This window comes from Umezawaea sp. (assembly GCF_057122925.1).
On record NZ_DBNGPQ010000109.1, the window covers coordinates 89,585 to 113,472 of the forward strand.

Here is a 23,888-nt window from a genome sequence, read left to right on the forward strand (position 1 = left end):
GACGGGTGGGACCCACCACACAGGACGAGCGCGCCACCATGACCACGACGGCACCCCGCACCGGCCTGCGGGACAGGGCCACCCTCGCCGCCCTGTACGCGGGCGGCTTCCTCGGCCCCTTCGGCGGCGCGATGACGTCGTCGATCCTCCCCGAGATCGGCGCGGACTTCGACCGGACCGGCGGCGGGGCGGCGGCGACCCTCACGACGTACCTCCTGCCGTTCGCGGGGCTGATGCTGTTCTCCGGCACCCTCGGCGCCCGCTGGGGCGCGCCGCGGACGGTCCGGACCGCCTACCTCGTCTACGTGCTGGCCTCAGTGCTGTGCGCCGTCTCCTGGTCGTTCCCCGTCCTGCTCGCCGGAAGGGCGGTCCAGGGCGCGGCGAACGCGTTCACCACCCCGCTGCTGCTCGCGGCCATCGCGGCGGTCACCAGGGAGGACCGCCTCGGCCGCACGCTGGGCGTCTTCGCGGCCATGCAGGCGGCGGGACAGACCTCGGCCCCGCTGGTGGGCGGCCTCGCCGCAGAGGCGTCCTGGCGCTGGGCGTTCGCGGGTGCCGCGGTGGTGGCGGCGCTGCTCGCCTGGATCGGACTGCCGAGGACCACCGCCCCCTCGGGCGAGCGCCCGCGGCTGCGCAGCGCGTGGCGCCCGTCGGTGGTGAGGATCGCCGTCACGGCCTTCGTGGCCTGGGGCTGCCTCGGCGGTCTGTCGTTCCTGGTCGCGTTCCGCCTCGGCGACGACTTCGGGCTGAGCGCGGGGCAGCGCGGCCTGGTCCTGACGGGCTTCGGCCTGGCCGGCATCCTCACCGCCCGGCTGGTGGGCCGCGCGGTGGACCGGTTCGGCGCCCGGCGCTGCGTGCTGGTGGGCACGGCGACCGGTGGGGTGCTGCTGGCCGCGGTGGCGACGCTCCCGGCGCTGTGGGCGGTCGGTCTCCTCTGGGCGCTGACCGGCGCGTGCAGCCAGGGCGTCATCGTCGGGGTGAACACCCTGGTCCTCACCGGCGAGGGCCCGAACAGGGGCGGCTCGGTCTCGGTCGTGCAGTCGCTGCGGTTCCTCGGCGCCGCCCTGTCACCGACCGCGTTCGTGCCCCTGTACCACCTCGACCCGGTCCTCGCGTTCCTCGTGCCCGCCGCCCTGCTCGTCCTCGTGCCCCCGCTGGTGCTTCGGCGCGGGCGCCCCGACGAGCACGTGTAGCCCGGCCCGGTGGACTCCCGGGTCAGGTGGTGACGTCCCGGCGTCGGAACGCGGCGAGCCCCGCGGCGACGAGCGCGGCGGCGACGAGCACCAGCCACACCAGCGGCACGGGGTCGACGTCCCCGGCGGGGAACTTCGGGACGTGGGTGTACGGGGACAGGTTCATCGCCCACTGGTCCAGCTCCAGCAGCGGCCCGAGCTGGCCGAGCAGCAGGAACAGCAGGAGCGCGACCCACCCGGCGGCGGCCAGGCGCGGAGCGGCGCCGAACGCGAGCACCACGATGCCGCCGACCACCCACACGGCGGGCACCTGGAGCAGCGCCGAGACGAGCACCGGCCCGAACCGGCCCATGTCGCCGGACGACGAGCCGTGCGACAGGCCAGCGCCCACCCCCATCGCCGTGATCAGCAGCACCGGGCCGCCGAACGCGATGACCAGGTGGCTCCCCGCCCAGCCGGTCCGCGAGACCGCGCCCGCGAGCAGGGGTTCGGCGCGCTGGCCCGTCTCCTCGGTCCGCAGCCGCAGGGCGGCCTGGATGCCGTAGACCGACGCGACCAGGCCCATGATCCCCATCTCGGCGGAGATGAACGCGTCGGTGAGCGCGTCCGTGCCGCCGAGCTTCGCGACCATCTCCCGCGCGGACGGGCTGTCGACGAAGCCGCTGACGTTGTCCGCGATGTTGCCCAGCACCAGCCCGACCCCGGCGAACGCCGCGGTCCAGCCGAGCAGCGAGCCGCGGTGCAGGCGCCAGGCCAGCGCGAGCGGGCTGCCCAGCCGCGTGGACCCGGCGGGGCCGAGCCGGTCGGCGACCAGGCCCGCGCCGAGGTCGCGGCGTTCGACCAGCGCGTAGGCGCCCTGCACGACCACGGCGGCGAAGCCGAGCAGGACCAGCAGCACCCACCAGCGGTCGCCCGAGTAGGGGCGGAACTGCTGGCCCCAGCCGATCGGCGAGAGCCACGACATCCAGGTGGGGCCGTCCGGGCCCGCCGTGTCGCCGACCGCGCGCAGGACGTAGACCACGCCGAGCACGATCGAGGCCAGGCTGGTCGCGCCGCGGGCCGTCGAGGAGACCTGGGCGGTGATGGCCGCGATGCCCGCGAAGGCGATCCCCACACCGCCCCAGGCGAGGCCGAACGCGAACGAGCCCGCCGTCGGCATCCCCACCCCGGCCACGCTCACGGCCGTGAGCAGGGCCAGCACCACGTTGGTGCCGACGGCGACGACCAGGGCCGCGGACAGCGGGGCGTACCGGCCGACGACGGTCGCGCCGACCAGTTCCAGCCGTCCGGTCTCCTCCTCGGCACGGGTGTGCCGGACCACGACGACGATCGACAGCAGGGCGATCAGCACCGCGCCGAGACCGCCGGTCTTGACCATCGAGATGCCGCCCGCCGAGGTCGGGTCGTACACCCGGCCGTACAGCGCGACCAGCGCGGTCGTGTTGTTCGCGGCGGTGGCGGAGGCCACGCGCGACTCGACCGTCGAGTAGAGGTCGGCGGCGGCAGCGGCGGAGCCCGCGGCCAGCACCACGACGCCCGCGATCCAGGCGGGGAGCATGATCCGGTCGCGGCGCAGCGCGAGCCGCACCAGGGCGCCGGTGCCCGCGAACCCCCCGGTCACCGCGGCGCCACGGCCGCCCCCGTCCCGCGCCGCCGGGGCGGCTCCGGGATCCGGTCGCGACACCACGGCGCTCACGACGGCACCACGACCTCGGGTTCCGCCTCGTAGTGGCGGAGGAAGAGCTGCTCCAGGGTCGGCGGGTGGCTCGCCAGACCGCGGACACCGGCCTGCGTGAGCCGCCGGAGGACGGCGTCGAGCTGCTCGGTGTCCACGTCGAGGTGGACGCGGTTCCCCTCGACCCTCAGGTCGTGCACGCCGGGCAGCGCGGCCAGGCCGTGCGGCTCGGTCGCGAGTTCGGCGGAGATGCTGGTGCGGGTGAGGTGGCGCAGCTCGGTGAGCGTGCCGGACTCGACGGTCCGACCACCGCGGATGATGCTCACCCGGTCGCAGAGGGCCTCCACCTCGGCGAGGATGTGGCTGGAGAGCAGGACGGTCCTGCCCCTGCTCCGCTCCTCCTGGACGCACTCCTGGAACACGGCCTCCATCAGCGGGTCCAGCCCGGAGGTCGGCTCGTCCAGGACCAGCAGCTCCACGTCGGAGGCGAGGGCGGCGACCAGCGCCACCTTCTGCCGGTTGCCCTTCGAGTAGGCCCGGCCCTTCTTGCGCGGGTCCAGCTCGAAGCGCTCCAGCAGCTCGGCCCGGCGGGTGTGGTCGAGCCCGCCGCGCAGCCTGCCGAGCAGGTCGATGACCTCGCCGCCGGACAGGGTCGGCCACAGCGTGACGTCGCCCGGCACGTAGGCGAGCCTGCGGTGCAGGGTGACGGCGTCCTTCCACGGGTCGCCGCCGAGCAGGCGGGTGGTGCCCGCGTCGGCTCGCAGCAGCCCCAGCAACATCCGGATGGTGGTCGACTTGCCCGCCCCGTTGGGGCCGAGGAAGCCGTGCACCTCACCGGTGCGGACGGTCAGGTCGAGACCGTCCAGCGCACGCGTCGGGCCGAAGGTCTTCACCAGGCCCGACACGGATATCGCATCAGTCATGAACCGTAAGCTACGCTCATTTCACAACTTCGTGAAGTTGTGAAATCGGATAAGATTCCACGTCGAACGGACGAAGAGGATGGTGCCGAGGTGACCGGAGTGGCGGAGCGCGACAACCAGGCCGTCGTGCGCTTCATCGAGCGCTTCTCCTCGGTGTTCACCGATTCGGGTATGGCGCGGATGCCCGCGCGGGTCTTCGTGACGCTCCTGGTCAGCGATACGGGGCGGATGACCGCGGCCGAGCTGGGCGAGCTGCTCCAGGTCTCCCCCGCCGCGATCTCCGGGGCCGTGCGCTACCTGGGCCAGGTCGAGCTGGTGCGCCGCGAGCGGGAGGTGGGCTCCCGCCGCGACGTGTTCCAGGTGTCCGACGACGTCTGGTACGAGGCCGTCTTCCACAAGGACCAGATGCTGGAGCGCTGGGCCGTGCCCCTGAAGGAGGGTGTCGAGACGCTGGGTCCCGACACCCCGGCGGGCAGGCGCCTCAACGAGACGCTGGCCTTCTTCCGGTTCATCCACCGGGAGATGCCGGGGATGCTCGAACGGTGGCGCGTCTACCGCGAGGAGACCTTCGGCACCTGAACCCGCGCGGCCGAGGTGCCCAGCCCCCGAGCCGACGGCGCGCCCCGCACCGGCTCGCTCGGCGCGGTCACGACAGGCCCACCCGGCACGGCCCCCACGGGCGCGCTCGGCGCGGTCACGACAGGCCCACCCGACACACCCCGCACCGGCACACCCGGCACGGTCACGACAGGCCCACCCGGCACGGCCCCCACGGGCGCGCTCGGTGGCGTCCACGTCCGCGCGGCGGCCACCGTCGACCCCGGCAGACCGGCGCCGGACACCGCGAACCCCGTCCGCCCGAACCCGCCGGGCCGCCCGAACCCGCTCGCGCGCACCTCCGGCGGGCTCGCGGCGCGGTCGCGCCGCAGCTCGGCCTCGCCGTAGCGCACCACCTTCCGGTGCCACTCCAGGATGCCGGACATCCACTCCTTCAACCCCTCGGCCTGCCTGGTGAGGATCGCGCGCACCGAGTCGTCCAGGTCGAGCTCCTCGAACAGCTTCGGCAGGTCGTTCGCGACGATGTGCTCGAACTGGCGCATCCGGTCGGTCATCAGCTTCGCGACGACGTCCCTGGCGGTGAGCCGGTCGACCTCCAGGAAGTTCTCGACCACGACGACCATGTTGTGCGCCTCGCCCTCGAACTCGACCTCCTTCTGGTACGAGAAGAGGTCGTTCGTGAAGCAGGCGTAGTCCTGGGCCGCCGTCTCCATCTCGCGGATCACCCGCGTGTCGTAGATCTCCCGCGGCACGGAGTTCCAGTTCGCCAGGCGGTTCAGGCTCATCGTCATGTCCGAGCCGAACGTCCGGCGCCGCATCTCGACGTAGTCGACGGGGTCGGGCACCCGGTGCTGCGCCTGGTTGAAGACCTCCCAGACCCAGCTCTCCGTCATGGCCTCGACGGCGTGGCGGAACTCCTGGCGGGCGCCGGGCTCCATCGGTCCGGCGGTGCGCCGCCACAGGTCCTGGAGGCCCAGCTCGATCGGGTTCGTCGGCTCGGGGGTCCCGCTCCCGTCGACCGGCATGAACAGCGACAGCCGCTCGTTGCACGCCTTGGCCGCCGCGACGTTGCGCGCGGCGCCGAACACCAGCGGGAAGTAGTCGTCGCCGTAGGTGCCCCAGGCGAGCCAGTCCGAGGTGAGGTTGAGGCCGTCGGGGGTGGCGTCGGCGTCGATCATCGCGGCGCAGTGCGCGAAGTCGAAGCCCGCGAACTTCCGCTCGTCCCAGATCGAGCCGAACATCCCCATCGCACGCGCCCAGCCGACGGAGTACTCGCGGGCGGCGTCGAGGTGCGGGCTCGTCCTGACGTCGAACGGCATGTGGAAGTCCGGCAGCGGCAGGTGGCCGACCCGCTCGAAGGGCGTGAAGCCGAACTGCCGCTCCCGCCGCCGCATCCCGGTGGCTGCGGGTGAGAACATGCGGCTGGCCGACGTGCCGAACCCGGACGGTCCACCGAGGACGCTGGTGCCGGTCGCCGCCTCCTCGTTCATGTACCGGCTGGACACGGCGTGCCACTCGTGGCCGCCGGACTGCCAGTCCTGCAACCCCTTCACGTACGCGGCCACGCCGAGCTGCTCGTGCGGCGGGACGCGGTGCTCGGCCATCAGCGCGGGCACCTCGACCAGCGCGGTGTTCTCGAACTGGTGCAGCCGCGAGGTCAGCAGCTCGTTGACGAGGTCGGCGGCCTGCTGGGTGGTGCAGCCGAGGAACTCCTCGAACACCAGCACGGCGTTCGAGTTCTCGCCCTCCTCCTCGACCTCGCGCTGGTAGGAGAACAGGTCGTTGCGCAGGTGCACGGCGTCGGAGAACGTGTCCGACAGCAGCCGCATCGGCCGCAGGGCCGCGACGGCGTCCGGGACCTCCGCGCCGACCGCGTACTCGACCAGCCCGGCCGACCACGGGGCACCGCCGACCCGGCGGCGCATCTGGAGGTACTCGATCGGGTTCGCGATCCGCCCCAGCTCGATGTTGTCGAGCTCCCACAGGGACTCGACCATCAGGTTGTGCGTCACGGTGGTGAACCGGCGGCGCCAGCCGTCCGACATGGACGGGACGGTGCGCCGCCACAGGTCGTGCAGCCCGGCCTCGGCGGGGTTGGTCACCTCGGGGGCCTGCTCGTCGCCCGCCGTCATGAACCGTTCGAGCCGGTCCAGGTAGGCCTGCGCCCCCCTGCGGTCGCGGGTGTACTTGAACTGCTCCAGGAAGTGGTCGTCGAAGAAGAAGACCCAGACGTACCAGTCGGTGATCAGGTCGAGCGCGTCGCCGCCGCAGTCCGGGTGGGTGTAGGCGCACATGAGCGCGTAGTCCATGCGCGCGAGGGCGGACTCGGTCCAGACGACACCGCCACCGGGCTTCGGGGCCGACAGCATCCCCATCGCCTCGGCCCAGGCCGCGCTGTGCGACCGCGTGCGCTCCAGGTGGGGGTTGATCCTGGCCGGGTGGGGCAGGTAGAAGTCGGGCAGCGTGAACGCCTGCATGGGTGGGACTGCTCCTTCGGCCGGCTGCTGGGGGCTCGGTAGAAGACCCTCGCAACCGGGGCCGCGACCGGACAACGGCCATTGGAGCGGACGGCCTGTTCTGGCGGGTGACACCCGCGCTACTGACCGTGGGGGTGATCACCGCGGCGGCCGGTTCGCCCCAGGAGCGCCCCACCTCGAAGTTCACCCGGTGGTGAGACCCGCGCGCACCGGTGGGCCACCCGATCCCGAGGTGGCCCACCGGTGTCGCGACGGCGGTCAGCCGGTGATCAGGCTGACCCCGTAGACGGACAGGATCTCGTTGACCGGCTGGAAGTACGTCTCCCCGCCGGAGGTGCAGTCACCGGAGCCGCCGGACGTCACGCCCTGGGCCTGGGTGCCGCTGACCCAGGAGCCGCCCGAGTCACCGGGCTCGGCGCACGCGTTCGTCCGCGTGAGGCCCGAGACCGAGCCCTCCTGGTAGTTCACCGTCTGGTCCTTCGCCTGCACGGTCCCGCAGTGCCACCCGGTCGTGGAACCGGAGCGGCACACCGAGGCACCGACGGCCGCCTCGGTCGACCCCGACACGATCACGTCCGCGCCGCCGTAGTGGTTGACCTTCGCCGTGGGCGTCCAGCCGGAACCGGTGGTCACGTACGAGTAGTCGTCGCCGGGGAACGAGGACCCCTCGAACGAGCCCATCGACTGACCACCGGACGTCACCGGGTCACCCGGCGAGCCGCAGTGGCCCGCCGACACGAACCCGCCGGACACGGCGAACCCGATCGAGCACCGCGACTGGTTGTTGATGTTGTAGGCGTCGCCGCCGCGGATGTCCGCGTACAGCCTGGGCGCCCGGTCGGTCTCCACGACCGAGACCGGCCCCGCGGCCTTGGCGGTGTCGAGGAACCGCGACACCTCGCCGTCGACGGCGCCGCGCTTCACGGTCACCACGACCGAGTTCGCCTCGGTGTCGACGTACCAGCCGGTCACCGCGCCGGGGGCCCTGCCCGCCCGGTCGATCTCGTTCTTGGTGTCGGTCAGCGTCGTCGCGCTGTGCGCCACCAGCTTCGGCTCGGCGCCGAGCGCCCTCACCACCCTGGACCTCGCCTCGTCGGTGACACCCACGACGAGCTTCCCGCTGTCCGCGTCGAACCACGCCCCGCCGTAGGCGGCCCCGGTGAACTCCTGGACCGACTTCTGCGTCGCCGCGGCCGTCCGCTCCAACTCCAATCGCGCCTTCGCCTCGCCCGAATCCAACCCGAGGTCGCGCTGGTAGGCGGCCAACACCTCAGCGGGCAGCGCGGCCGTCGGGTCCGAGGCCGAGGCCAGGGCCGTTCCGGGCACCACCGTGAGGGTCGCGAGCACCACTGCTCCAGCCGCCCGCGCAACACTCGTGCACTTCATCCAGCTCTCCTCTTCCTCGGCTGCGGGGAACGCCCCCTGGGGGGCGAGGTGGACCGGTGCCGAGCCGACGTCGAGTGGAGCTGTAACGCCGAGCGTCCCGGCCGCGATGAGGAGATCGACCACGTTGCGGCGTGGCCGCACCTGCGACACGCTCCGCGTCCCCATCGGCCCTGAACCACTCGACTCGGTTCCGGTCCTCCTAACGGGTGACGCTATGCAGGCGTACCCGGAAGTAGGTAGAGCCGCCCGACGGTAGCGGCCATCCGGCCGAATGAGATAGCCGCGACGCGCGTTCCCAGTAGCCGGGGCCCTTAAACACGGTTCCCGGTTTTCGCATGTCAACGGGTAATTATCCGCGCCAAGTTGCAACGATCGGTCCTACTCCCGGCCGTCGAATGTCACGACTATCTTCTGTGACCGGTCGATTACCGTTTCACCCGTTCGCGCGAATGTCCCTACCCTGCGGCTCAGTCGTTCGGCACCGCCGAACGGCTGAGCGACCCCGTCTTGAGGGAGACACCTGCAATGGGAGACGCTCGGATCACCAGACGTCTGGCCGGATTGGGCATGGCCGCCACCGCGGCGATCGCCCTGGCCATCACCGCCGCCGCACCCGCGTCGGCCGAAGGTCAGATCCTCGGCGCTGACCGCGCCGACGCCGTCAAGGACAGCTACATCGTCACGCTCAAGGAGAGCGCGTCGCCGCGGGCCGAGTCCGCGCGGACGGCGGGCTCCTTGACCTCGAAGTACGGCGGCCAGGTGCGTGCCGCGTTCAAGCACGCGATCAACGGCTTCTCCGTCACGATGACCGCCGACCAGGCCCGCAAGCTCGCCGCGGACCCCACGGTCGCCTACGTCCAGCAGGACGCTGTGGTCACGCTCGCCGACACCCAGTCGCCCGTCCCCTCGTGGGGCATCGACCGGATCGACCAGCAGAACCTGCCCCTCGACAACAGCTACACCTACGGCACGACGGCGTCGAACGTGCACGCCTACATCGTCGACACCGGTGTGCGCACCACGCACTCCACCTTCGGCGGCCGGGCGACGTGGGGCACCAACACCTCCGGTGACGGCAACAACTCCGACTGCAACGGCCACGGCACGCACGTGGCGGGCACGGTCGGCGGCGCCGAGTACGGCGTCGCGAAGGGCGTCTCCATCGTCGCCGTCAAGGTGTTGAACTGCGCGGGCTCCGGCACGACCGCGGGCGTCGTCGCGGGCATCGACTGGGTGACCGCGAACGCGATCAAGCCCGCCGTGGCCAACATGAGCCTCGGTGGCGGCGTCGACACGACCCTGGACAACGCGGTCGCGAACTCCATCGCCTCCGGTGTCTCCTACGCCATCGCCTCGGGCAACTCGAACACCAACGCGTGCAACTTCTCCCCGGCACGCGTCGCGACGGCCCTCACGGTGAACGCGTCGACCAACACCGACGCGCGTGCCTCGTTCTCGAACTACGGCACCTGCACCGACCTCTACGCCCCCGGCCAGAACATCGTGTCGTCGTGGAACACCAACGACACGGCCACGAACAACATCAGCGGCACGTCGATGGCGACGCCGCACGTCGCGGGTGCCGTGGCCCTCTACCTGGCGGGCAACCCGACCGCGAGCCCGGCGACCGTGCACTCCGCGATCGTCAACGCCGCGACCAGCGACAAGGTCACGAACCCCGGCACCGGCTCGCCGAACAAGCTGCTGTTCACCGGCACCGGTGGCGTGCCCGGCAACCCGTCGGTCACCAACCCCGGCGCGCAGGCGAGCACCGTGGGCACCGCGGTGAACCTCCAGCTCGCGGCGTCCGGCGGCACCTCGCCGTACACCTTCGCGGCGTCCGGTCTCCCGGCCGGTCTGTCGATCAGCTCCTCGGGCCTGGTCTCCGGCACGCCGACCACCGCGGGCACCTCGTCGGTGACGGTGACGGTGACCGACGCCGCCGCGAAGACCGGCACGGCGACCTTCTCCTGGGTCGTCAACCCGGTCGGCTCCGGCTGCGACGCGGCGACCAACGGCACCGACGTGGCGATCCCGGACAACTCGGACGTGAGCAGCTCCATCGCCCTGTCCTGCTCCGGCAACGCCTCGGCCACCACCACGGTGACGGTCGCGATCGTCCACACCTACAAGGGTGACCTCGTCGTCGACCTCGTCGCGCCGGACGGCACCTCGTACAACCTGCACAACCGCACCGGTGGCAGCACCGACAACATCAACCAGACGTACACGGTGAACGCCTCCAGCGAGGTCGCCGCCGGTACCTGGAAGCTGCGGGTCCGCGACCAGGCGTCCCTCGACACGGGTCGCATCGACTCGTGGACGCTCGACGCGTAGGTCCTGATCCCTCCCGTGGGTGAGCCGCCAGGGCTCACCCACGGGCTCCCGCACAGCACGGAGAAGGCCGTCCTGCTCGACGCAGGACGGCCTTCGTGCTCTCCAGGGGCTAGAGCGCGACGCCCAGCAGCGCGTCCACGGCCTCGCGCACGAGCGCGGGCGCCGAGTGGTCGGAGCCGCCGGTCGCCAGCGCGTCGGCCGCCCACGCGTCCACCGCGGCCAGCGCGCGCGGGGTGTCCAGGTCGTTGCCGAGGTGCTCGCGCAGCCGCGCGATCGTGTCCTCGGCGGCGGGGCCCGCCACCAGTGCCGCCGCGGCGCGCCAGCGGTCGAGCCTGGTCAGGGCCTCGTCGAGCAGTGCGGCGCTCCACGGCCGGTCGGACCGGTAGTGGCCCGCGAACAGGGCGAGGCGGACGGCGTTCGGGTCGACCTTCTCGGCCCTCAGCTTCGACACGAAGACCAGGTTGCCCCTGGACTTCGACATCTTCTCCCCGTCCAGGCCGATCATGCCCGCGTGCACGTAGTGCCGGGCGAACGGGTGCTGGCCGGTCAGCGCCTCCGCGTGCGCGGAGCTGTACTCGTGGTGCGGGAAGACCAGGTCGGAGCCGCCGCCCTGGACGTCGAACGCCGTGCCGAGGCGGTTGAGGGCGATGGCGCTGCACTCGATGTGCCAGCCGGGGCGGCCCGCGCCGAGGTCCGACGGCCACGCGGGCTCGCCCGGCCGCTCCAGGCGCCACAGCAGGGCGTCCAGCGGGTGCCGCTTGCCGGGGCGGTCGGGGTCGCCGCCGCGCTCGGCGAAGAAGCCCAGCATCGTCTGCTCGTCGTAGTTCGACTCGTAGCCGAACCGGCCGGTCACGGTGTGGTCGAAGTACACGTCGGGGTACTCGGCGTCGTCCACGCGGTAGGCGGCGCCGTCGGCGACGAGCTTCGCGATGGCCTCGACGATCTCCGGGATCGCCTCGACCGCGCCGATGTACTGGCGCGGGGGCAGGACCCGCAGCGCCTCCATGTCCTCGCGGAACAGGGCGGTCTCCCGCATCCCGAGCACGACCCAGTCGTCCTGGTCGCGGGCCGCGCGCTCCAGCAGCGGGTCGTCGATGTCCGTGACGTTCTGCACGTAGTGGACGTCGTGGCCGTTGTCGAGCCACAGCCGGTGCACGAGGTCGAAGGCCAGGTACGTGGCCGCGTGGCCGAGGTGCGTGGCGTCGTACGGCGTGATGCCGCAGACGTACAACCTGGCGGTGTCGTCCGGCGCCGTGGGGCGGACCTCGCCCGTGGCCGTGTCGAACAACCGCAGGGGTCGAGGCTCGCCCGCTACCCGCGGCACTGGGATGGATGACCAGGTCTGCATGGGTTCGACCCTAACCCGAGTGCGGGGACCGGGAGGACTTCTCGGCCTCTGGGACGGCGGTCACACCCCTGCGCGACAGCGCCGACGGCCACCAGACCGCGCGGCCGATGTCGACGGTCAGCGCGGGCACGAGCAGCGAGCGCACGATGAGCGTGTCGAGCAGGACGCCGAACGCCACCAGGAACGCGATCTGCGCGAGGAACAGGATCGGCAGGACGGCGAGCGCGGCGAACGTCGCGGCGAGCACGACACCGGCCGAGGTGATCACCCCGCCCGTGACGGAGAGCCCGATCAGCGTGCCCTCGCGGGTGCCGTGCCGGATGGACTCCTCGCGCACCCTCGTCATCAGGAAGATGTTGTAGTCGATCCCCAGCGCCACCAGGAACACGAACGCGAACAGCGGCACGCTCGGGTCCGCGCCGGGGAAGTCCAGCAGGTCGTTGAACACCAGCGCGGCCACGCCCAGGGTCGCGGCGAACGACAGGACGACGGTCGCGATCAGCAGCAGCGGGGCCAGCAGGGCGCGCAGCAGCAGCGCCAGGATGAGGAAGATCACCAGCAGCACCACGGGGATGATCACCCGCAGGTCGCGCTTCGCGGTGTCCTGAACGTCGACCTGGATGGCCGTGACGCCGCCGACGAGCGCGCCGCCGACCGGGTGCAGGTCGGTGCGGAGCTGCCGCAGCGCCGCCGTCGCCTCCGCGCTGTCGGCCGGGGCCTTCAGCGTCGCCAGCAGCTCCACCCTGCCGTCGACGACCTTGTCCGAGGACGGCGCGACCTCCGCGACGCCGGGCACGGCCCTGGCCCTGGCCACGGCCTCCTGCGCGGCCGACCGCTCCACGATGATCACCGCGGGCGACCCGGTGCCGCCGTCGAAGTGCTCGGTCAGCACCTCCTGGCCGGTCACCGACTCGACCGGGTTGAGGAAGAAGTCGGTCTGCGCCACGCCGTTCGCCTTGAGCTGCGGCACGAACGCGACCCCCACCAGCAGCACCAGCGTCGTCACGATCCACGTCGCCCGCGCCCGGCGGCCGACGAACGCCGACACCCGCTGCCAGAGGCCGGACTCCTTGTGCGCCACCGTGTCGAACTTCGGCCGGAACGGCCAGAACGCGGACCGGCCGAGCAGCGCGAGCATCGCCGGCAGGAACGTGAGCGTCGCGACCAGGGACGCGGCGATGCCGATCGCCGCCACCGGACCGAGGCCCTGGTTCGACTTCAGGTCCGACAGCAGCAGGCACAGCAGTCCGATGACCACCGTTCCGGCGGACGCCACGATCGGCTCCAGCGACTGCTTCATCGCCGTCCGCAGGGAGCTCCACCGGTCCTCGTGCCGGTGCAGCTCCTCCCGGAACCGCGCGACCAGCAGCAGCGAGTAGTCCGTGGACGCGCCGAACACGAGGATGAACAGGATGCCCTGGCTCTGCCCGTTGAGCGTCAGCACGTCGTCGCGCGCCAGCAGGTACACGACGATGACCGCGAGCGACAGCGCCAGGCCGGCGTTGAGGATCACCACGAGCGGCAGCAGCGGGCTGCGGTAGACGACGAGCAGGATCAGCGCGACGACGACCGCCGTCACGACCAGCAGCAGCCCGTCGATGCCGCCGAAGGCGTTGGCGAAGTCGCCGAGGATGCCCGCGGGGCCCGTGACGTACGGGGTGAGCCCGGACGGCAGCCCCTCCCGCACGGACGCGCGCAGCTCCTCCACGACCTCGGTGATCTCCGAGCCCACGGGCTTGAGCGGCACGATCACCTGCGCGGCCCGCCCGTCCTCGGCGGGCACCGGTCCGATCACCCGGCCCTCGACGCCCTCGAAGGTCGCGAGGGCCCTGACCCGGTCGCCGATCGCCGCGAGGTCGTCCGGCGTCAGACCGCCGTCGCGCTCGAACACGACGAGCGCGGGCAGCGACTCCTCGTCCGCGAACCGCTTCTGCCAGTCGGCGACCTCGGTGGCCTCCGCCGACGCGGGGAGGAACGACGCGTTGTCGTTCGTCTGCACCTCCGACAGCTTGCCCTGCAACGGGCCGCCGAGGCCGCCGACGAGCAGCCAGACGGCGACCAGCACTGCGGGCAGGGTCCAGCGGAGCCACTTCATGGTGCAGAAGGCTAGGTGGCGCCGGTCGGGTCCGCCCGGTGGTCGGGGCCCCGTGTCGGCCAGGACACACCGCGTGCCGCGGCCCGCTCGTCCCCAGCACGGGGGCGCGGCGACCCGGCGACCGGACCGGTCGCGGGCGTACGCTCGACAGCGGGTCGTGACTGAGGGAGATGGTCCCGGTGATCCTCGACATCGTGCTCGGCGTGCTGGGCTTCGCCGCCGTGGGCCTCGGGACGAGCGCCCGCGTGATCAAGCAGTTCGAGCAGGGCATCGTCTTCCGGTTCGGCCGGGTGCGCGAGCACCTGCGCGGTCCGGGGCTGACGATGCTCATCCCCGGCGTGGACCGGTTGAAGAAGGTGAACCTCCAGATCGTCACGCTGCCCATCCCGGCGCAGGACGGCATCACCCGCGACAACGTGACGCTGCGGGTGGACGCGGTGGTGTACTTCAAGGTCGTCGACCCGGTGCGCGCGGTGGTGAACGTCGAGGACTACCGGTTCGCCGTCCTCCAGGTGGCGCAGACGTCGCTGCGCTCGATCATCGGCAAGAGCGAGCTGGACGACCTGCTGTCCAACCGCGAGCGGCTGAACCAGGGCCTGGAGCTGATGATCGACACGCCCGCCGTGGGGTGGGGCATCGACATCGACCGCGTGGAGATCAAGGACGTCGCGCTGCCCGAGGGCATGAAGCGCTCGATGTCGCGGCAGGCCGAGGCCGAGCGGGAGCGGCGGGCGCGGATCATCACCGCCGACGGCGAGCTCCAGGCGTCGCTGAAGCTGTCGCAGGCCGCCGGGACGATGGCGGACACGCCCGCCGCCCTGCAACTGCGGCTGCTCCAGACGATCGTCGAGGTGGCGGCGGAGAAGAACTCGACGCTCGTGCTGCCGTTCCCGGTGGAGCTGCTGCGGTTCCTGGAGAAGAGCTCCGACGCGCTGGACCGGCAGGCGGCGCGGGCGGCGGACCCTGAACCGAACAAGTCGGAGGGACGACTCCCCGGCTGACCGATTGCCCCGGTCCCGGACGCGGGTGGACGATGGACACCGCTCACGTCCGAGGACGAGGGAGAACACCGTGACCGTGCTCAGGCCGACGCCGGTTGTCGTGCACCCCGGCGCCGCGAGACCGCGTCCCAAGGGCGGGCTGCTGCTCTCCCTGTTCAGGACGACCGACCCCAAGCAGATCGGCCTGCTGTACCTCGTCACGTCGTTCGCGTTCTTCATGGTCGGCGGCGTGATGGCGCTGCTGATGCGCGGCGAGCTGGCGCGGCCCGGCCTCCAGTTCCTGTCGAACGAGCAGTACAACCAGCTGTTCACCATGCACGGCACGATCATGCTGCTGCTCTACGCGACCCCGATCCTGTTCGGGTTCGCCAACTACGTCCTGCCGCTCCAGATCGGCGCGCCGGACGTGGCGTTCCCGCGGCTCAACGCGTTCTCCTACTGGCTGTTCCTCTTCGGCGGCCTGATCGTCCTGTCCTCGTTCCTGACGCCCGGCGGCGCACCCGACTTCGGCTGGACGGCGTACACGCCGCTCGCCAGCGCGATGCACACCCCCGGCATCGGCGCGGACCTGTGGATCATGGGGCTGGCGGTGAGCGGCCTCGGCACGATCCTCGGCGGGGTCAACATGACCACCACCGTCATCTGCCTGCGCGCGCCCGGCATGACGATGTGGCGGATGCCGATCTTCACCTGGAACATCCTGGTCACCAGCATCCTGATCCTGCTGGCGTTCCCGATCCTCACCGCCGCGCTCATGGGCCTGGCCGCCGACCGGCACCTCGGCGCGCACGTGTACGACCCCGCCAACGGCGGCGTGATCCTGTGGCAGCACCTGTTCTGGTTCTTCGGCCACCCCGAGGTCTACATCGTGGCGCTGCCGTTCTTCGGCATCATCACCGAGGTCATCCCGGTGTTCAGCCGCAAACCCCTGTTCGGCTACAAGGGGATGGTGTTCGCGACCCTGGCCATCGCCATGCTGTCCGTGGCCGTGTGGGCGCACCACATGTACGCCACCGGCGCGGTGCTGCTGCCGTTCTTCGCGCTCATGACGTTCCTGATCTCCGTGCCGACGGGCATCAAGTTCTTCAACTGGATCGGCACGATGTGGCGCGGCAGGCTGACGTTCGAGTCGCCGATGCTGTTCAGCGTCGGGTTCCTGGTCACGTTCCTGCTCGGCGGTCTCACCGGCATCCTGCTGGCCTCGCCGCCGGTCGACTTCCACGTCACCGACACGTACTTCGTCGTCGCGCACTTCCACTACGTGCTGTTCGGCACCATCGTCTTCGCCACCTACGCCGGGATCTACTTCTGGTTCCCCAAGATGACCGGCCGGATGCTCGACGAGGGCCTGGGGAAGCTGCACTTCTGGACCACGTTCCTCGGCTTCCACCTGACGTTCCTGGTCCAGCACTGGCTGGGCAACGAGGGCATGCCCCGGCGCTACGCCGACTACCTGGCGAGCGACGGGTTCACGTTCCTCAACACCCTGTCCACCATCGGCTCGTTCCTGCTCGGCGCCTCCGTGCTCCCGTTCGTGTACAACGTGTTCCGCAGCTACCGCTTCGGCGACCCGGCGAACGCCGACGACCCGTGGGGCTTCGGCAACTCCCTGGAGTGGGCCACCTCCTCACCCCCGCCGCGGCACAACTTCACCGAACTGCCCCGGATCCGCTCGGAGCGGCCCGCGTTCGAGCTGCACTACCCGCACATGGTCGAGCGGATGCGCGAGGAGTCCCACTTCTCGCTGCTGAGACCGGGCAAGCGCCGGGTGCCGCGCGACGAGACGACCGAGGAGGCCCTGGCGGCGGACCGCGACCGCGAGTCCTAGCGCCGCGCCTCCAGCTCCTCGCGCAGCACGTCCACGTTCGCCGTGCCCTCCGGCAGGTCCAGCCGGCGCAGCAGGGCGAGGGCCTGCGGGGCGTCGAGGTCGCCGTACACGTCGTAGCGGCTGCCGAGCAGCCCGTGGAAGAGAGCGAGGTGCAGTTCGGGCACCGTGGCGGCGGCCTCGTACACCGCCCGCTTGGCCCGCCACGGCACCGGGCCGGACACCGCGAGCACCCGGCGGTTGCGGCGCAGGGGACCGTCGGCGAGGTCGTCCGGGCGGGCCACGACCTCGGCGAACGCGCCCTCGGCGGTCAGCGGGTCCTCGAACCAGTCGACCCACAGCGAGTAGGTGACCGGCTCGGCGGACGCGGGAGCCTCCAGCCGCCGCCGGTAGGCCTCCCAGAACAGGGCGTCGGCCTCCGGCGACAGCGGTGTGGTCTTGAGGTACATCGTCACGGCGTACTGGTCGAGCAGGTCGAGCAGCCCCAGCGCCACCCGCACCCGCCCGACGTCGTCCAGGCCGGGGTCTTCGAGGGCCTTGTCGGTCCAGTCGTGCGCCACCTCGTTGGCGGAGCACTCCTGCCCGTCGTGCCACCACCCGTCGCCCGCGGGCACCACGTCCCGCTCGGCCAGCCACTCCCGCGCCAGTCGCGCGCCCTCGGTCTCCACCCGACCAGTGTGCCCGGTGCGCCGCGGGAGCGCCCCGGACCCGTGTCCGGGGCGCTCCCGCGGTCACCGCCTGCGCTTGCGGGCCCTCAGGTAGTCGCTCACCACGGCCGCGCCGAGACCGTCCTCGTCCGGTGCCACCACCCGCCCGCCGCTGCGGCGGGCCACGGTGTCGACGAACGCGGCCAGGCGGGGGTCGTCGCCGAGCTTGAACACGGTGATCGACGCGCCCAGCTTGGCGATGGTGTCGACCTCCACCAGCGTCTTCCCGAGCGTGCGCGGCAGCGGCGGGTAGTGGAACTCCGCCTCACCGTCCGGCTCCAGGTGCGCGGTCGGCTCGCCGTCGGTGACGACCAGCACGACCGGCTGCGCGTCCGGGTGGCGGCGCAGGTGACGACCGGCCAGCAGGAGCGCGTGGTGCAGGTTGGTGCCCTGCTCCCACACGCCCTCCAGCGACGTGAGCCCGCCGATGTCGACGGTCTCGGCGTGCCTGCCGAACGTGATCAGCTCCAGCGCGTCCGTGCGGAACCTGGTGCGCACCAGGTGGTGCAGCGCCAGCGCGGTGCGCTTCATCGGCACCCAGCGGCCGTCCTGCACCATCGACCACGACGTGTCCACGCACAGCGCGATGGCCGCGCGCGACCGCAGCTCGGTCTCGGTGATCTCGACGTCGACCACGTCCAGCGACACCGGCCCGCCGCCGCCGCGCAGCACCGCGTTGGTCACGGTGCGGGGCACGTTCCACGGCTCGGCGTCGCCGAACTGCCACGGCCGGGTGCTGCCGATCGGCTCGCCCGCCGCGCCCGCCCGGTTGCTGTCCCGGTCGCCGCGCGGGGTGCGGACGCTGTCCACGACGCCGCGCAGCGCGGTCTCGCCCAGGCGCCGCAGCGCCTTCGGGGTCAGCCGCAGGTCGCCGTCGGGTCCGCGTTCGAGCAGGTTCTGCTCGCGCAGCTGGCGTTCCAGCTCCGCGAGCCGACGCGCGTCGACGCCCGCCTCGGCGCCCAGCTGCTGGACGAGCGACTCGACGTCGATGTCCTCCAGCCGCGCGCCGGGGTAGGACTGGCCGAGCTGCTCGGCCAGCGCGTCCAGGTCGGCCAGGTCCTGCATGGCCAGGGCGCCCTCGCCCAGCCCCAGCGGGTTCTGGCCGCGGAAGCGGGACGAGCCGGTCCAGTCCTCGCCCGGCCGCAGGCCTTGCAGCAGCGAGTCCAACTGAGACAGCTGCTGCCCGACACCGGAGTTGCCGAAGGCCTGCTGCGACAGCGCCGCCAGTTCGGCGCGCTGCTCGTCGGTCATCGAGTTCATCATCCGCTGCGCGGCGGCGGAGCGTTCCGCCAGCGCGTCGATCAGCTCGTCGACGTCGCGCGGGTTCTCGGGGAAGAACTCGCCGTGCTCGCGCATGAACTCGTCGAACCGGGCGGGGGTGTCCTGGTCGCCCGCGGCGTGGCCCGCCAGCAGCGCGTTCAGGTCGGCCAACATCTCCTGGACGCGCTGCACGGATGCCTGGTCGACGTTGCTCATCGCCTCCTTCACGCCCTGGAAGCGCTGGTCCATCAGCTCGCGGCCGAGCAGGTTCCGGATCTTCTCGTACGACTCGCGCGCCTCGGGGGAACGCCAGTCGTACTCGGCCAGGTCGCGCACGGCCGCCGCGGTGCCGGGGGGCAGCGCGTCGAGCTGGGCCTCGCGGAACCGGGCGTCGTCGGTCGGCTCGGGGAACAGGGCCTTGCGCTCGGCGCTCAACGCCTCCGAGAGCAGGCGCTGGACCTCCTGCAACGTGCCGTCGAGCCGGTGGCGGCGCTGGATGTCCGACCGCTTCTTCCACAGCCTGGACATGAGGTCGTCGAGTCCGCGGGTGCCCTGCACGCCGCGCCGCAGCAGCTCGCGCAGCGCGGCGGCGGGCGAGGAGCCCTCCATGACCTCGCGGCCCAGCTCGTCCATGGCGGCGCGCAGGTCCGTCGGCGGCGCCAGGGGGTCCGGGCCGTCGACGTAGCGCCCGTAGCGGTATCCGCTCATCCGTACACCGATCGATCGTCGTCGCTGTCCTTGCCGATCTGCCTGGTCAGGTAGAGCGACTCCAGCGCCAGTTCGACGGCGGAGGCGATCCGGCCGACCGGGTCCTTCGGGCCGACGCCCAGGCGGGCCGCGACCTCGTGCAGGACCGGCAGCTCGGGCAGGGCCGCGAGCACGGTGCCCGCGGGCACGCGCTCGCCGGTGGCGACGGGGTGGCCGTCGGTCACGGCGTCGGCGAGCGACCGGAGGTCGATCCCGGCGAACGTGGAGCGTGCGGTGTCGGCGATCGAGCGGCGCAGCAGGTGCGTGAGGATCTCGATCTCGCGCCCCTCCTCCCCCGCCTCGAACTCCAGCTTGCCGCGCAGCACCTCGGGCACGGACTCCAGGTCGACCGGCCGGGCGACCGCCGGGGTCTCGCCGATCAGCGCGGACCGGCGCAGCGCGGACGCGGCGACGGTCTCGGCCGCCGCGACGGCGAACCGGGCGGACACGCCGGAGCGCTGGTCGACGGCGGACGACTCGCGCAGGTGCCGCACGAACCGGGCGACGACCTCGATCAGGTGGTCGCCGACCTCGGCGACCAGGTCGGCCTCCTGGCGGACCAGGTCGACCTCGTTGGCGATCTCCAACGGGTAGTGCGTGCGGACCTCGGCGCCGAACCGGTCCTTGAGCGGCGTGATGATCCGGCCGCGGTTGGTGTAGTCCTCGGGGTTCGCGGTGGCGACGAGCAGCACGTCCAGCGGCAGCCGCAGCGTGTAGCCGCGGACCTGGATGTCGCGCTCCTCCATCACGTTGAGCAGCGACACCTGGATGCGCTCGGCGAGGTCGGGCAGCTCGTTGATGGCGATGATGCCGCGGTGCGAGCGCGGCAGCAGGCCGTAGTGGATGGTCTCGGGGTCGCCGAGGCTGCGGCCCTGGGCGACCTTGACCGGGTCGATGTCGCCGACGAGGTCGCCGACCGACGTGTCCGGCGTGGCGAGCTTCTCGGCGTAGCGCTGGTCGCGGTGCCGCCACGTGACGGGCAGGTCGTCGCCCAGCTCCTCGGCCCGGCGCCTCGACTCGGGCGTGATCGGGTCGAGGGGGTGTTCGCCCAGTTCGGAGCCCTCGATGACGGGCGTCCACTCGTCCAGCAGGCCGATCAGGGTGCGCAGCAGGCGGGTCTTGCCCTGGCCGCGCTCGCCGAGGAGCACGAAGTCGTGCCCGGCCAGCAGGGCGCGTTCGAGCTGCGGGACCACCGTGCGGTCGAAGCCGACGATGCCGGGCCAGGGGTTCTTGCCCGCGCGCAGTGCGGTGAGCAGGTTCTCGCGGATCTCGGTCTTCACGCTGCGGGGCAGGTGGCCCGCGGCGCGGAGCTCACCCGCGGTACGGGGAAGTGCGGAGGAGGCGGTCACCCGATCGACGCTACGCACGTTTGCCAGACTGGTCGACGTGGAGCAACTCCAGCGGCGGTGGGCCGTCGTCGCCGCGGTGGTCCTGCTGCTCCTGGTGAGCACGGCGTTCGGCCTGTTCCAGGTGTCGAAGTCGCGCACGTTCCAGTTCGCGGGAAAGCTCGTCCACCGGGTGGAAACCGACCGCAAGGTCGTCGCGCTCACGTTCGACGACGGTCCCGGCGACCGGACCCTCGACGTGGTGCGGACGCTGGCCGACCTGGACGTGCCCGCGACGTTCTTCGTCGTCGGCCGGGAGGTGGACGCGCACCCCGGGTACGCCCGCCTGCTGGTCGACGCGGGCCACGAGCTGGGCAACCACAGCTACACCCACCGGCGGATGGTGCTGGTGTCGGACGAGTTCGTCGCCGACGAGGTCGAGCGCACGGACGCCGCGATCCGGGCCGCGGGCCACACGGGACCGATCCACTTCAGGCCGCCGCACGGCAAGAAGCTGTTCGCGCTGCCCTCCTACCTCGCCGACCACGACCGGACCACGATCACGTGGGACGTCGAACCGGACTCCGGCGAGCAGCCGACGACGGCCGAGGTCGTGCGCCGGACCTGCGACGAGGTCCGGCCTGGCTCCATCGTGCTGCTGCACGTGTGGCCCACCTCGCGGCAGTCCTCGTGGGACGCGGTGCCGGGGATCGTCCGCGCGCTCAAGGCGGAGGGTTACACCTTCGTCACGGTGGCCCAACTGCTCACCTGAGGCGCAGGAGAATGCGGCGGCACGGACATCCCGGACATCGGAGCATCAGTGAGCGGCAGCGTCGACTTCAGGTGGGCACCGGAACCGGCCGACTGGGGTGACGCCCTGCGCTCGGCCGTGCCGATGTTCCGCTGGGCCCCCTGGTTCGCGGCCGTCCTCCTGGCGGGATCGGTGGTGCTGCTGCTGAGCGGGTCCACGGCTCCGGGCCTGTTCGGCATCGCCGTCGCGGGCCTGGTCGCGGTGCTGGTCCCCGTCCAGGTGCGGATCGACTTCAGCGGCCACCCCCTCGCCGCGAACACCGTCACGGCCACCGCGGACGACCACTCGCTGCGGATGACCGTCGGCGACGCGGCGCGCAGCGAGCTGCCGTGGACGCACCTCCCCGCGTGGACGGAGACCCGGCGCGGGTTCATCCTGCGCACCTGGGAGGGCGCGCGGGGGCCGATGTACGCGGTGCCGTACCGGGCGTTCGAGGACAACGCCGCCCGGAACCGCTTCCGCGACCTCCTCGTCCGGCACGTGGGACCGGCCGCCTGAGGACGGAGCACCCCCGCGGAGGCACTAACCTTGGACAGCGTGTCTTGTGCGAGTGCGACGCTGGTCGTCTGGACCTCCGCGTGGCTGCATGGTGCGGCCGCGGCCGACGACGTCCTTGACGCCCTCGGGGCGTGGGCCGACCTGCACGAAGTGGTGGCCGACGACGACGGCACCGCGACGGCGCTGGACCTGCCGGGCCCGGACGAGGCCCCGGTCGGCCCCGCGCTGCTGCTGGCGTCGCTGCGCCGCGCGGGCACGCGGACGGGCAGGCTCGCCCTCCCCGTACCGGGTGACGTCCGCGGTCTGGGCGGCAAGGGTCCGCTGAGCACGTGCGCGCTGCGGGCGGGCGAGGCGGCGGTGCTGCCGGACACCGGCGTCGGGCTCGTGCCCAAGGTCGTCGCGGACGGCGTCCTGCGCTGGACCGTGTTCGACCTGCCGTCCGCCGGGGGCGCGGAGCACGTGCCCATCGGCGAGGCCGAGCACGGCCTCTCCAGCGCCATGCGCCAGGCCGCGACGGCGCTGGTGACGCTGGACGTGGCCAAGCACCGCCCGAACGTGCGCGAGGAGATCGCCGAGCTGTCCACCAGGCACTCGAAGCTGGAGTGGCCCGCGGGGATGCCGCCGAGGGCGGTCCGGGTGCTCCAGCGGGCCGCCGAGGTCGCCGCGATCCTGGAGGTCGCCCGCGGCGACTCCCCCGGCGGGGCGAGGTCGGCGTCGGCGATGCAGGCCCGCGACGACGCGCTGCGGCCCCTGTCGGAGGCCGTGCGGCGGGCCCGCTGCGCCGCCGTGGAGGAGGCCGTGCGCGTGCTGTCGGACCAGGCGGCCGGGCTGCACTGATCCCACGGACGGCTGAATCCCGCTCGCACGGGAGCACTCGCGCAGTAGCCTGGGTGGCGAAGATCATCCACACCTGGGGGAGGTTGGGGTGCAGGCGCCCTCGACTGTCGTGCAGCTCGTCCTCCTGGTGCTGCTCGTGCTGCCCGGCATCTCCTACCAGTTCGTGCGGGAACGCCTGCGCGGCCCGGTGCCGTGGGAGCGCGACCTCGGGGAGCGCGTGCTGCGCGCGGTCGTCGCGTCGATCGCGCTGGACGCCGCGTACCTCACCGCCGCCGGTCCCGCGCTGGTCGCGCTCGTCCGCGGCAGGCCGCCCGGCGAGCTGAACGGGTTCGTGCAGCAGCCGAGGCTGGTCGGGCTGGTGGGCGTGCTGCTGTTCCTGGTCGTGCCCGCCGTGGTCGCCTCGGCCGTGTCGCTGGTGGAGCGCGAGCGCCACCGGTCGACCTACCGGCGCACGCCGACCGCGTGGGACCACGCCTTCCGCGACCGCGACCCGTGCTTCGTCCGGGTCCGGCTCAAGGACGGCAACTGGGCGGGCGGCTGGTACGGGCACGGGTCCTACGCGTCCTCCTACCCGCACCCGGCCGAGCTGTACCTGGAGTCCGCGCGGGTGATGACGCCCGACGGCGGGTTCGGACCGCGGGTGCGCGGCACGGCCGGTCTGCGCCTGCGAGCGGAGGACTTCGACGTGCTGGAGTTCGTCAGCGCGCCCGACGACGTGAGAGAGGTGGACGGGTGACGACCGAACCGACCCCCCTGCCCGACGAGGCGGACCTGTTCCGCGGCGCGGGCCGCGGCTTCTCGCCCAAGCGGGACGTGCCGGAACCCGACGAGGCCCCGCCGGGGCAGGCGGGGCCGTCGCGCACCCCGCCGTCCGAGGAGTGAGCG

19 protein-coding genes are annotated in these 23,888 nt (G+C 72.3%); 10 read left to right on the plus strand and 9 right to left on the minus strand.

Annotation, left to right across the window (positions count from 1 at the left end; all coding sequences use genetic code 11):
- The first annotated feature begins 5 nt into the window (after positions 1–5).
- Positions 6–1,193 carry an MFS transporter gene (locus AC156L_RS25285; protein WP_330874417.1) on the plus strand — a complete coding sequence of 396 codons (1,188 nt, stop codon included), beginning with the start codon at positions 6–8 and terminating at the stop codon, positions 1,191–1,193.
- A gap of 22 nt (positions 1,194–1,215) precedes the next feature.
- On the opposite strand, the gene AC156L_RS25290 is transcribed toward AC156L_RS25285, so the two are convergent.
- Both AC156L_RS25290 and AC156L_RS25295 read right to left on the minus strand, forming a co-directional pair.
- Positions 1,216–2,889 (minus strand): ABC transporter permease, encoded by a 1,674-nt coding sequence (locus AC156L_RS25290; protein ID WP_330874418.1) that lies wholly within the window; start codon positions 2,887–2,889, stop codon positions 1,216–1,218.
- Positions 2,886–3,791, minus strand: coding sequence for an ABC transporter ATP-binding protein (locus tag AC156L_RS25295; RefSeq protein ID WP_330874419.1), 906 nt, complete (start codon positions 3,789–3,791; stop codon positions 2,886–2,888). The genes AC156L_RS25290 and AC156L_RS25295 overlap by 4 nt, the downstream gene beginning before the upstream one ends.
- A gap of 90 nt (positions 3,792–3,881) precedes the next feature.
- Between AC156L_RS25295 and AC156L_RS25300 the strand changes: the two genes are divergently transcribed.
- Positions 3,882–4,370 (plus strand): GbsR/MarR family transcriptional regulator, encoded by a 489-nt coding sequence (locus AC156L_RS25300; protein WP_330874420.1) that lies wholly within the window; start codon positions 3,882–3,884, stop codon positions 4,368–4,370.
- Here the strand turns inward: AC156L_RS25300 and AC156L_RS25305 are convergent.
- Both AC156L_RS25305 and AC156L_RS25310 read right to left on the minus strand, forming a co-directional pair.
- On the minus strand, positions 4,343–6,826 hold the full coding sequence (locus AC156L_RS25305; RefSeq protein WP_330874421.1) for a terpene synthase family protein: 2,484 nt from the start codon (positions 6,824–6,826) through the stop codon (positions 4,343–4,345). The two genes, AC156L_RS25300 and AC156L_RS25305, sit on opposite strands and share 28 nt — an antisense overlap.
- Positions 6,827–7,084: 258 nt before the next feature.
- The gene (locus tag AC156L_RS25310) at positions 7,085–8,212 is read right to left on the minus strand and encodes a S1 family peptidase (protein ID WP_330874422.1); all 1,128 of its coding nucleotides are present in this window, start codon (positions 8,210–8,212) and stop codon (positions 7,085–7,087) included.
- Between the two features lie 525 nt (positions 8,213–8,737).
- On the opposite strand from AC156L_RS25310, the gene AC156L_RS25315 reads away from it, so the two are divergent.
- Positions 8,738–10,549 (plus strand): S8 family peptidase, encoded by a 1,812-nt coding sequence (locus tag AC156L_RS25315; protein WP_330874423.1) that lies wholly within the window; start codon positions 8,738–8,740, stop codon positions 10,547–10,549.
- A 109-nt stretch (positions 10,550–10,658) separates the two neighbouring features.
- On the opposite strand, the gene mshC is transcribed toward AC156L_RS25315, so the two are convergent.
- Positions 10,659–11,897: a cysteine--1-D-myo-inosityl 2-amino-2-deoxy-alpha-D-glucopyranoside ligase gene (mshC, locus tag AC156L_RS25320; protein ID WP_330874424.1), complete on the minus strand. Its 1,239-nt coding sequence runs from the start codon at positions 11,895–11,897 to the stop codon at positions 10,659–10,661.
- A gap of 10 nt (positions 11,898–11,907) precedes the next feature.
- On the minus strand, positions 11,908–13,992 hold the full coding sequence (locus tag AC156L_RS25325) for an MMPL family transporter (protein WP_330874425.1): 2,085 nt from the start codon (positions 13,990–13,992) through the stop codon (positions 11,908–11,910).
- A 170-nt stretch (positions 13,993–14,162) separates the two neighbouring features.
- Between AC156L_RS25325 and AC156L_RS25330 the strand changes: the two genes are divergently transcribed.
- Both AC156L_RS25330 and ctaD read left to right on the plus strand, forming a co-directional pair.
- Positions 14,163–14,993, plus strand: coding sequence for a slipin family protein (locus tag AC156L_RS25330; RefSeq protein WP_484407320.1), 831 nt, complete (start codon positions 14,163–14,165; stop codon positions 14,991–14,993).
- A gap of 70 nt (positions 14,994–15,063) precedes the next feature.
- A complete protein-coding gene (ctaD, locus tag AC156L_RS25335) occupies positions 15,064–16,821 on the plus strand; it encodes an aa3-type cytochrome oxidase subunit I (protein WP_330874427.1) in 1,758 nt (585 codons plus the stop codon).
- On the opposite strand, the gene AC156L_RS25340 is transcribed toward ctaD, so the two are convergent.
- The 3 genes from AC156L_RS25340 to AC156L_RS25350 all read right to left on the minus strand — a co-directional run bounded on the left by AC156L_RS25340 (position 16,818) and on the right by AC156L_RS25350 (position 20,881).
- Positions 16,818–17,486, minus strand: a complete 669-nt coding sequence (locus AC156L_RS25340; protein WP_330874428.1) for a hypothetical protein — start codon at positions 17,484–17,486, stop codon at positions 16,818–16,820. The two genes, ctaD and AC156L_RS25340, sit on opposite strands and share 4 nt — an antisense overlap.
- 63 nt (positions 17,487–17,549) lie before the next feature.
- Complete coding sequence (locus AC156L_RS25345) at positions 17,550–19,493, minus strand: VWA domain-containing protein (protein ID WP_330874429.1); 1,944 nt, start codon at positions 19,491–19,493, stop codon at positions 17,550–17,552.
- The gene (locus AC156L_RS25350) at positions 19,490–20,881 is read right to left on the minus strand and encodes a sigma 54-interacting transcriptional regulator (RefSeq protein WP_330874430.1); all 1,392 of its coding nucleotides are present in this window, start codon (positions 20,879–20,881) and stop codon (positions 19,490–19,492) included. Before AC156L_RS25350 ends, AC156L_RS25345 begins: the two co-directional genes overlap by 4 nt.
- 37 nt (positions 20,882–20,918) lie before the next feature.
- On the opposite strand from AC156L_RS25350, the gene AC156L_RS25355 reads away from it, so the two are divergent.
- From AC156L_RS25355 to AC156L_RS25375, 5 genes are all read left to right on the plus strand, one after another.
- Positions 20,919–21,629 carry a polysaccharide deacetylase family protein gene (locus AC156L_RS25355; protein WP_330874431.1) on the plus strand — a complete coding sequence of 237 codons (711 nt, stop codon included), beginning with the start codon at positions 20,919–20,921 and terminating at the stop codon, positions 21,627–21,629.
- Between the two features lie 48 nt (positions 21,630–21,677).
- Positions 21,678–22,166, plus strand: coding sequence for a YcxB family protein (locus tag AC156L_RS25360; protein ID WP_330874432.1), 489 nt, complete (start codon positions 21,678–21,680; stop codon positions 22,164–22,166).
- 39 nt (positions 22,167–22,205) lie between these two features.
- Positions 22,206–23,003 carry a hypothetical protein gene (locus tag AC156L_RS25365; RefSeq protein ID WP_330874433.1) on the plus strand — a complete coding sequence of 266 codons (798 nt, stop codon included), beginning with the start codon at positions 22,206–22,208 and terminating at the stop codon, positions 23,001–23,003.
- 88 nt (positions 23,004–23,091) lie between these two features.
- Positions 23,092–23,739 (plus strand): DUF6338 family protein, encoded by a 648-nt coding sequence (locus tag AC156L_RS25370; protein ID WP_330874434.1) that lies wholly within the window; start codon positions 23,092–23,094, stop codon positions 23,737–23,739.
- Positions 23,736–23,885: a hypothetical protein gene (locus AC156L_RS25375; RefSeq protein ID WP_330874435.1), complete on the plus strand. Its 150-nt coding sequence runs from the start codon at positions 23,736–23,738 to the stop codon at positions 23,883–23,885. Before AC156L_RS25370 ends, AC156L_RS25375 begins: the two co-directional genes overlap by 4 nt.
- Positions 23,886–23,888 lie beyond the last annotated feature (3 nt).

Bases quoted from the DNA above. Each gene is read 5' to 3' on its own strand.
- AC156L_RS25310 (WP_330874422.1), bottom strand. From the start codon at position 8,212: ATGAAGTGCACGAGTGTTGCGCGGGCGGCTGGAGCAGTGGTGCTCGCG.
- AC156L_RS25305 (WP_330874421.1), bottom strand. From the start codon at position 6,826: ATGCAGGCGTTCACGCTGCCCGACTTCTACCTGCCCCACCCGGCCAGG.
- AC156L_RS25345 (WP_330874429.1), bottom strand. From the start codon at position 19,493: ATGAGCGGATACCGCTACGGGCGCTACGTCGACGGCCCGGACCCCCTG.
- AC156L_RS25295 (WP_330874419.1), bottom strand. From the start codon at position 3,791: ATGACTGATGCGATATCCGTGTCGGGCCTGGTGAAGACCTTCGGCCCG.
- AC156L_RS25330 (WP_484407320.1), top strand. From the start codon at position 14,163: ATGGTCCCGGTGATCCTCGACATCGTGCTCGGCGTGCTGGGCTTCGCC.
- AC156L_RS25325 (WP_330874425.1), bottom strand. From the start codon at position 13,992: ATGAAGTGGCTCCGCTGGACCCTGCCCGCAGTGCTGGTCGCCGTCTGG.
- AC156L_RS25315 (WP_330874423.1), top strand. From the start codon at position 8,738: ATGGGAGACGCTCGGATCACCAGACGTCTGGCCGGATTGGGCATGGCC.
- mshC (WP_330874424.1), bottom strand. From the start codon at position 11,897: ATGCAGACCTGGTCATCCATCCCAGTGCCGCGGGTAGCGGGCGAGCCT.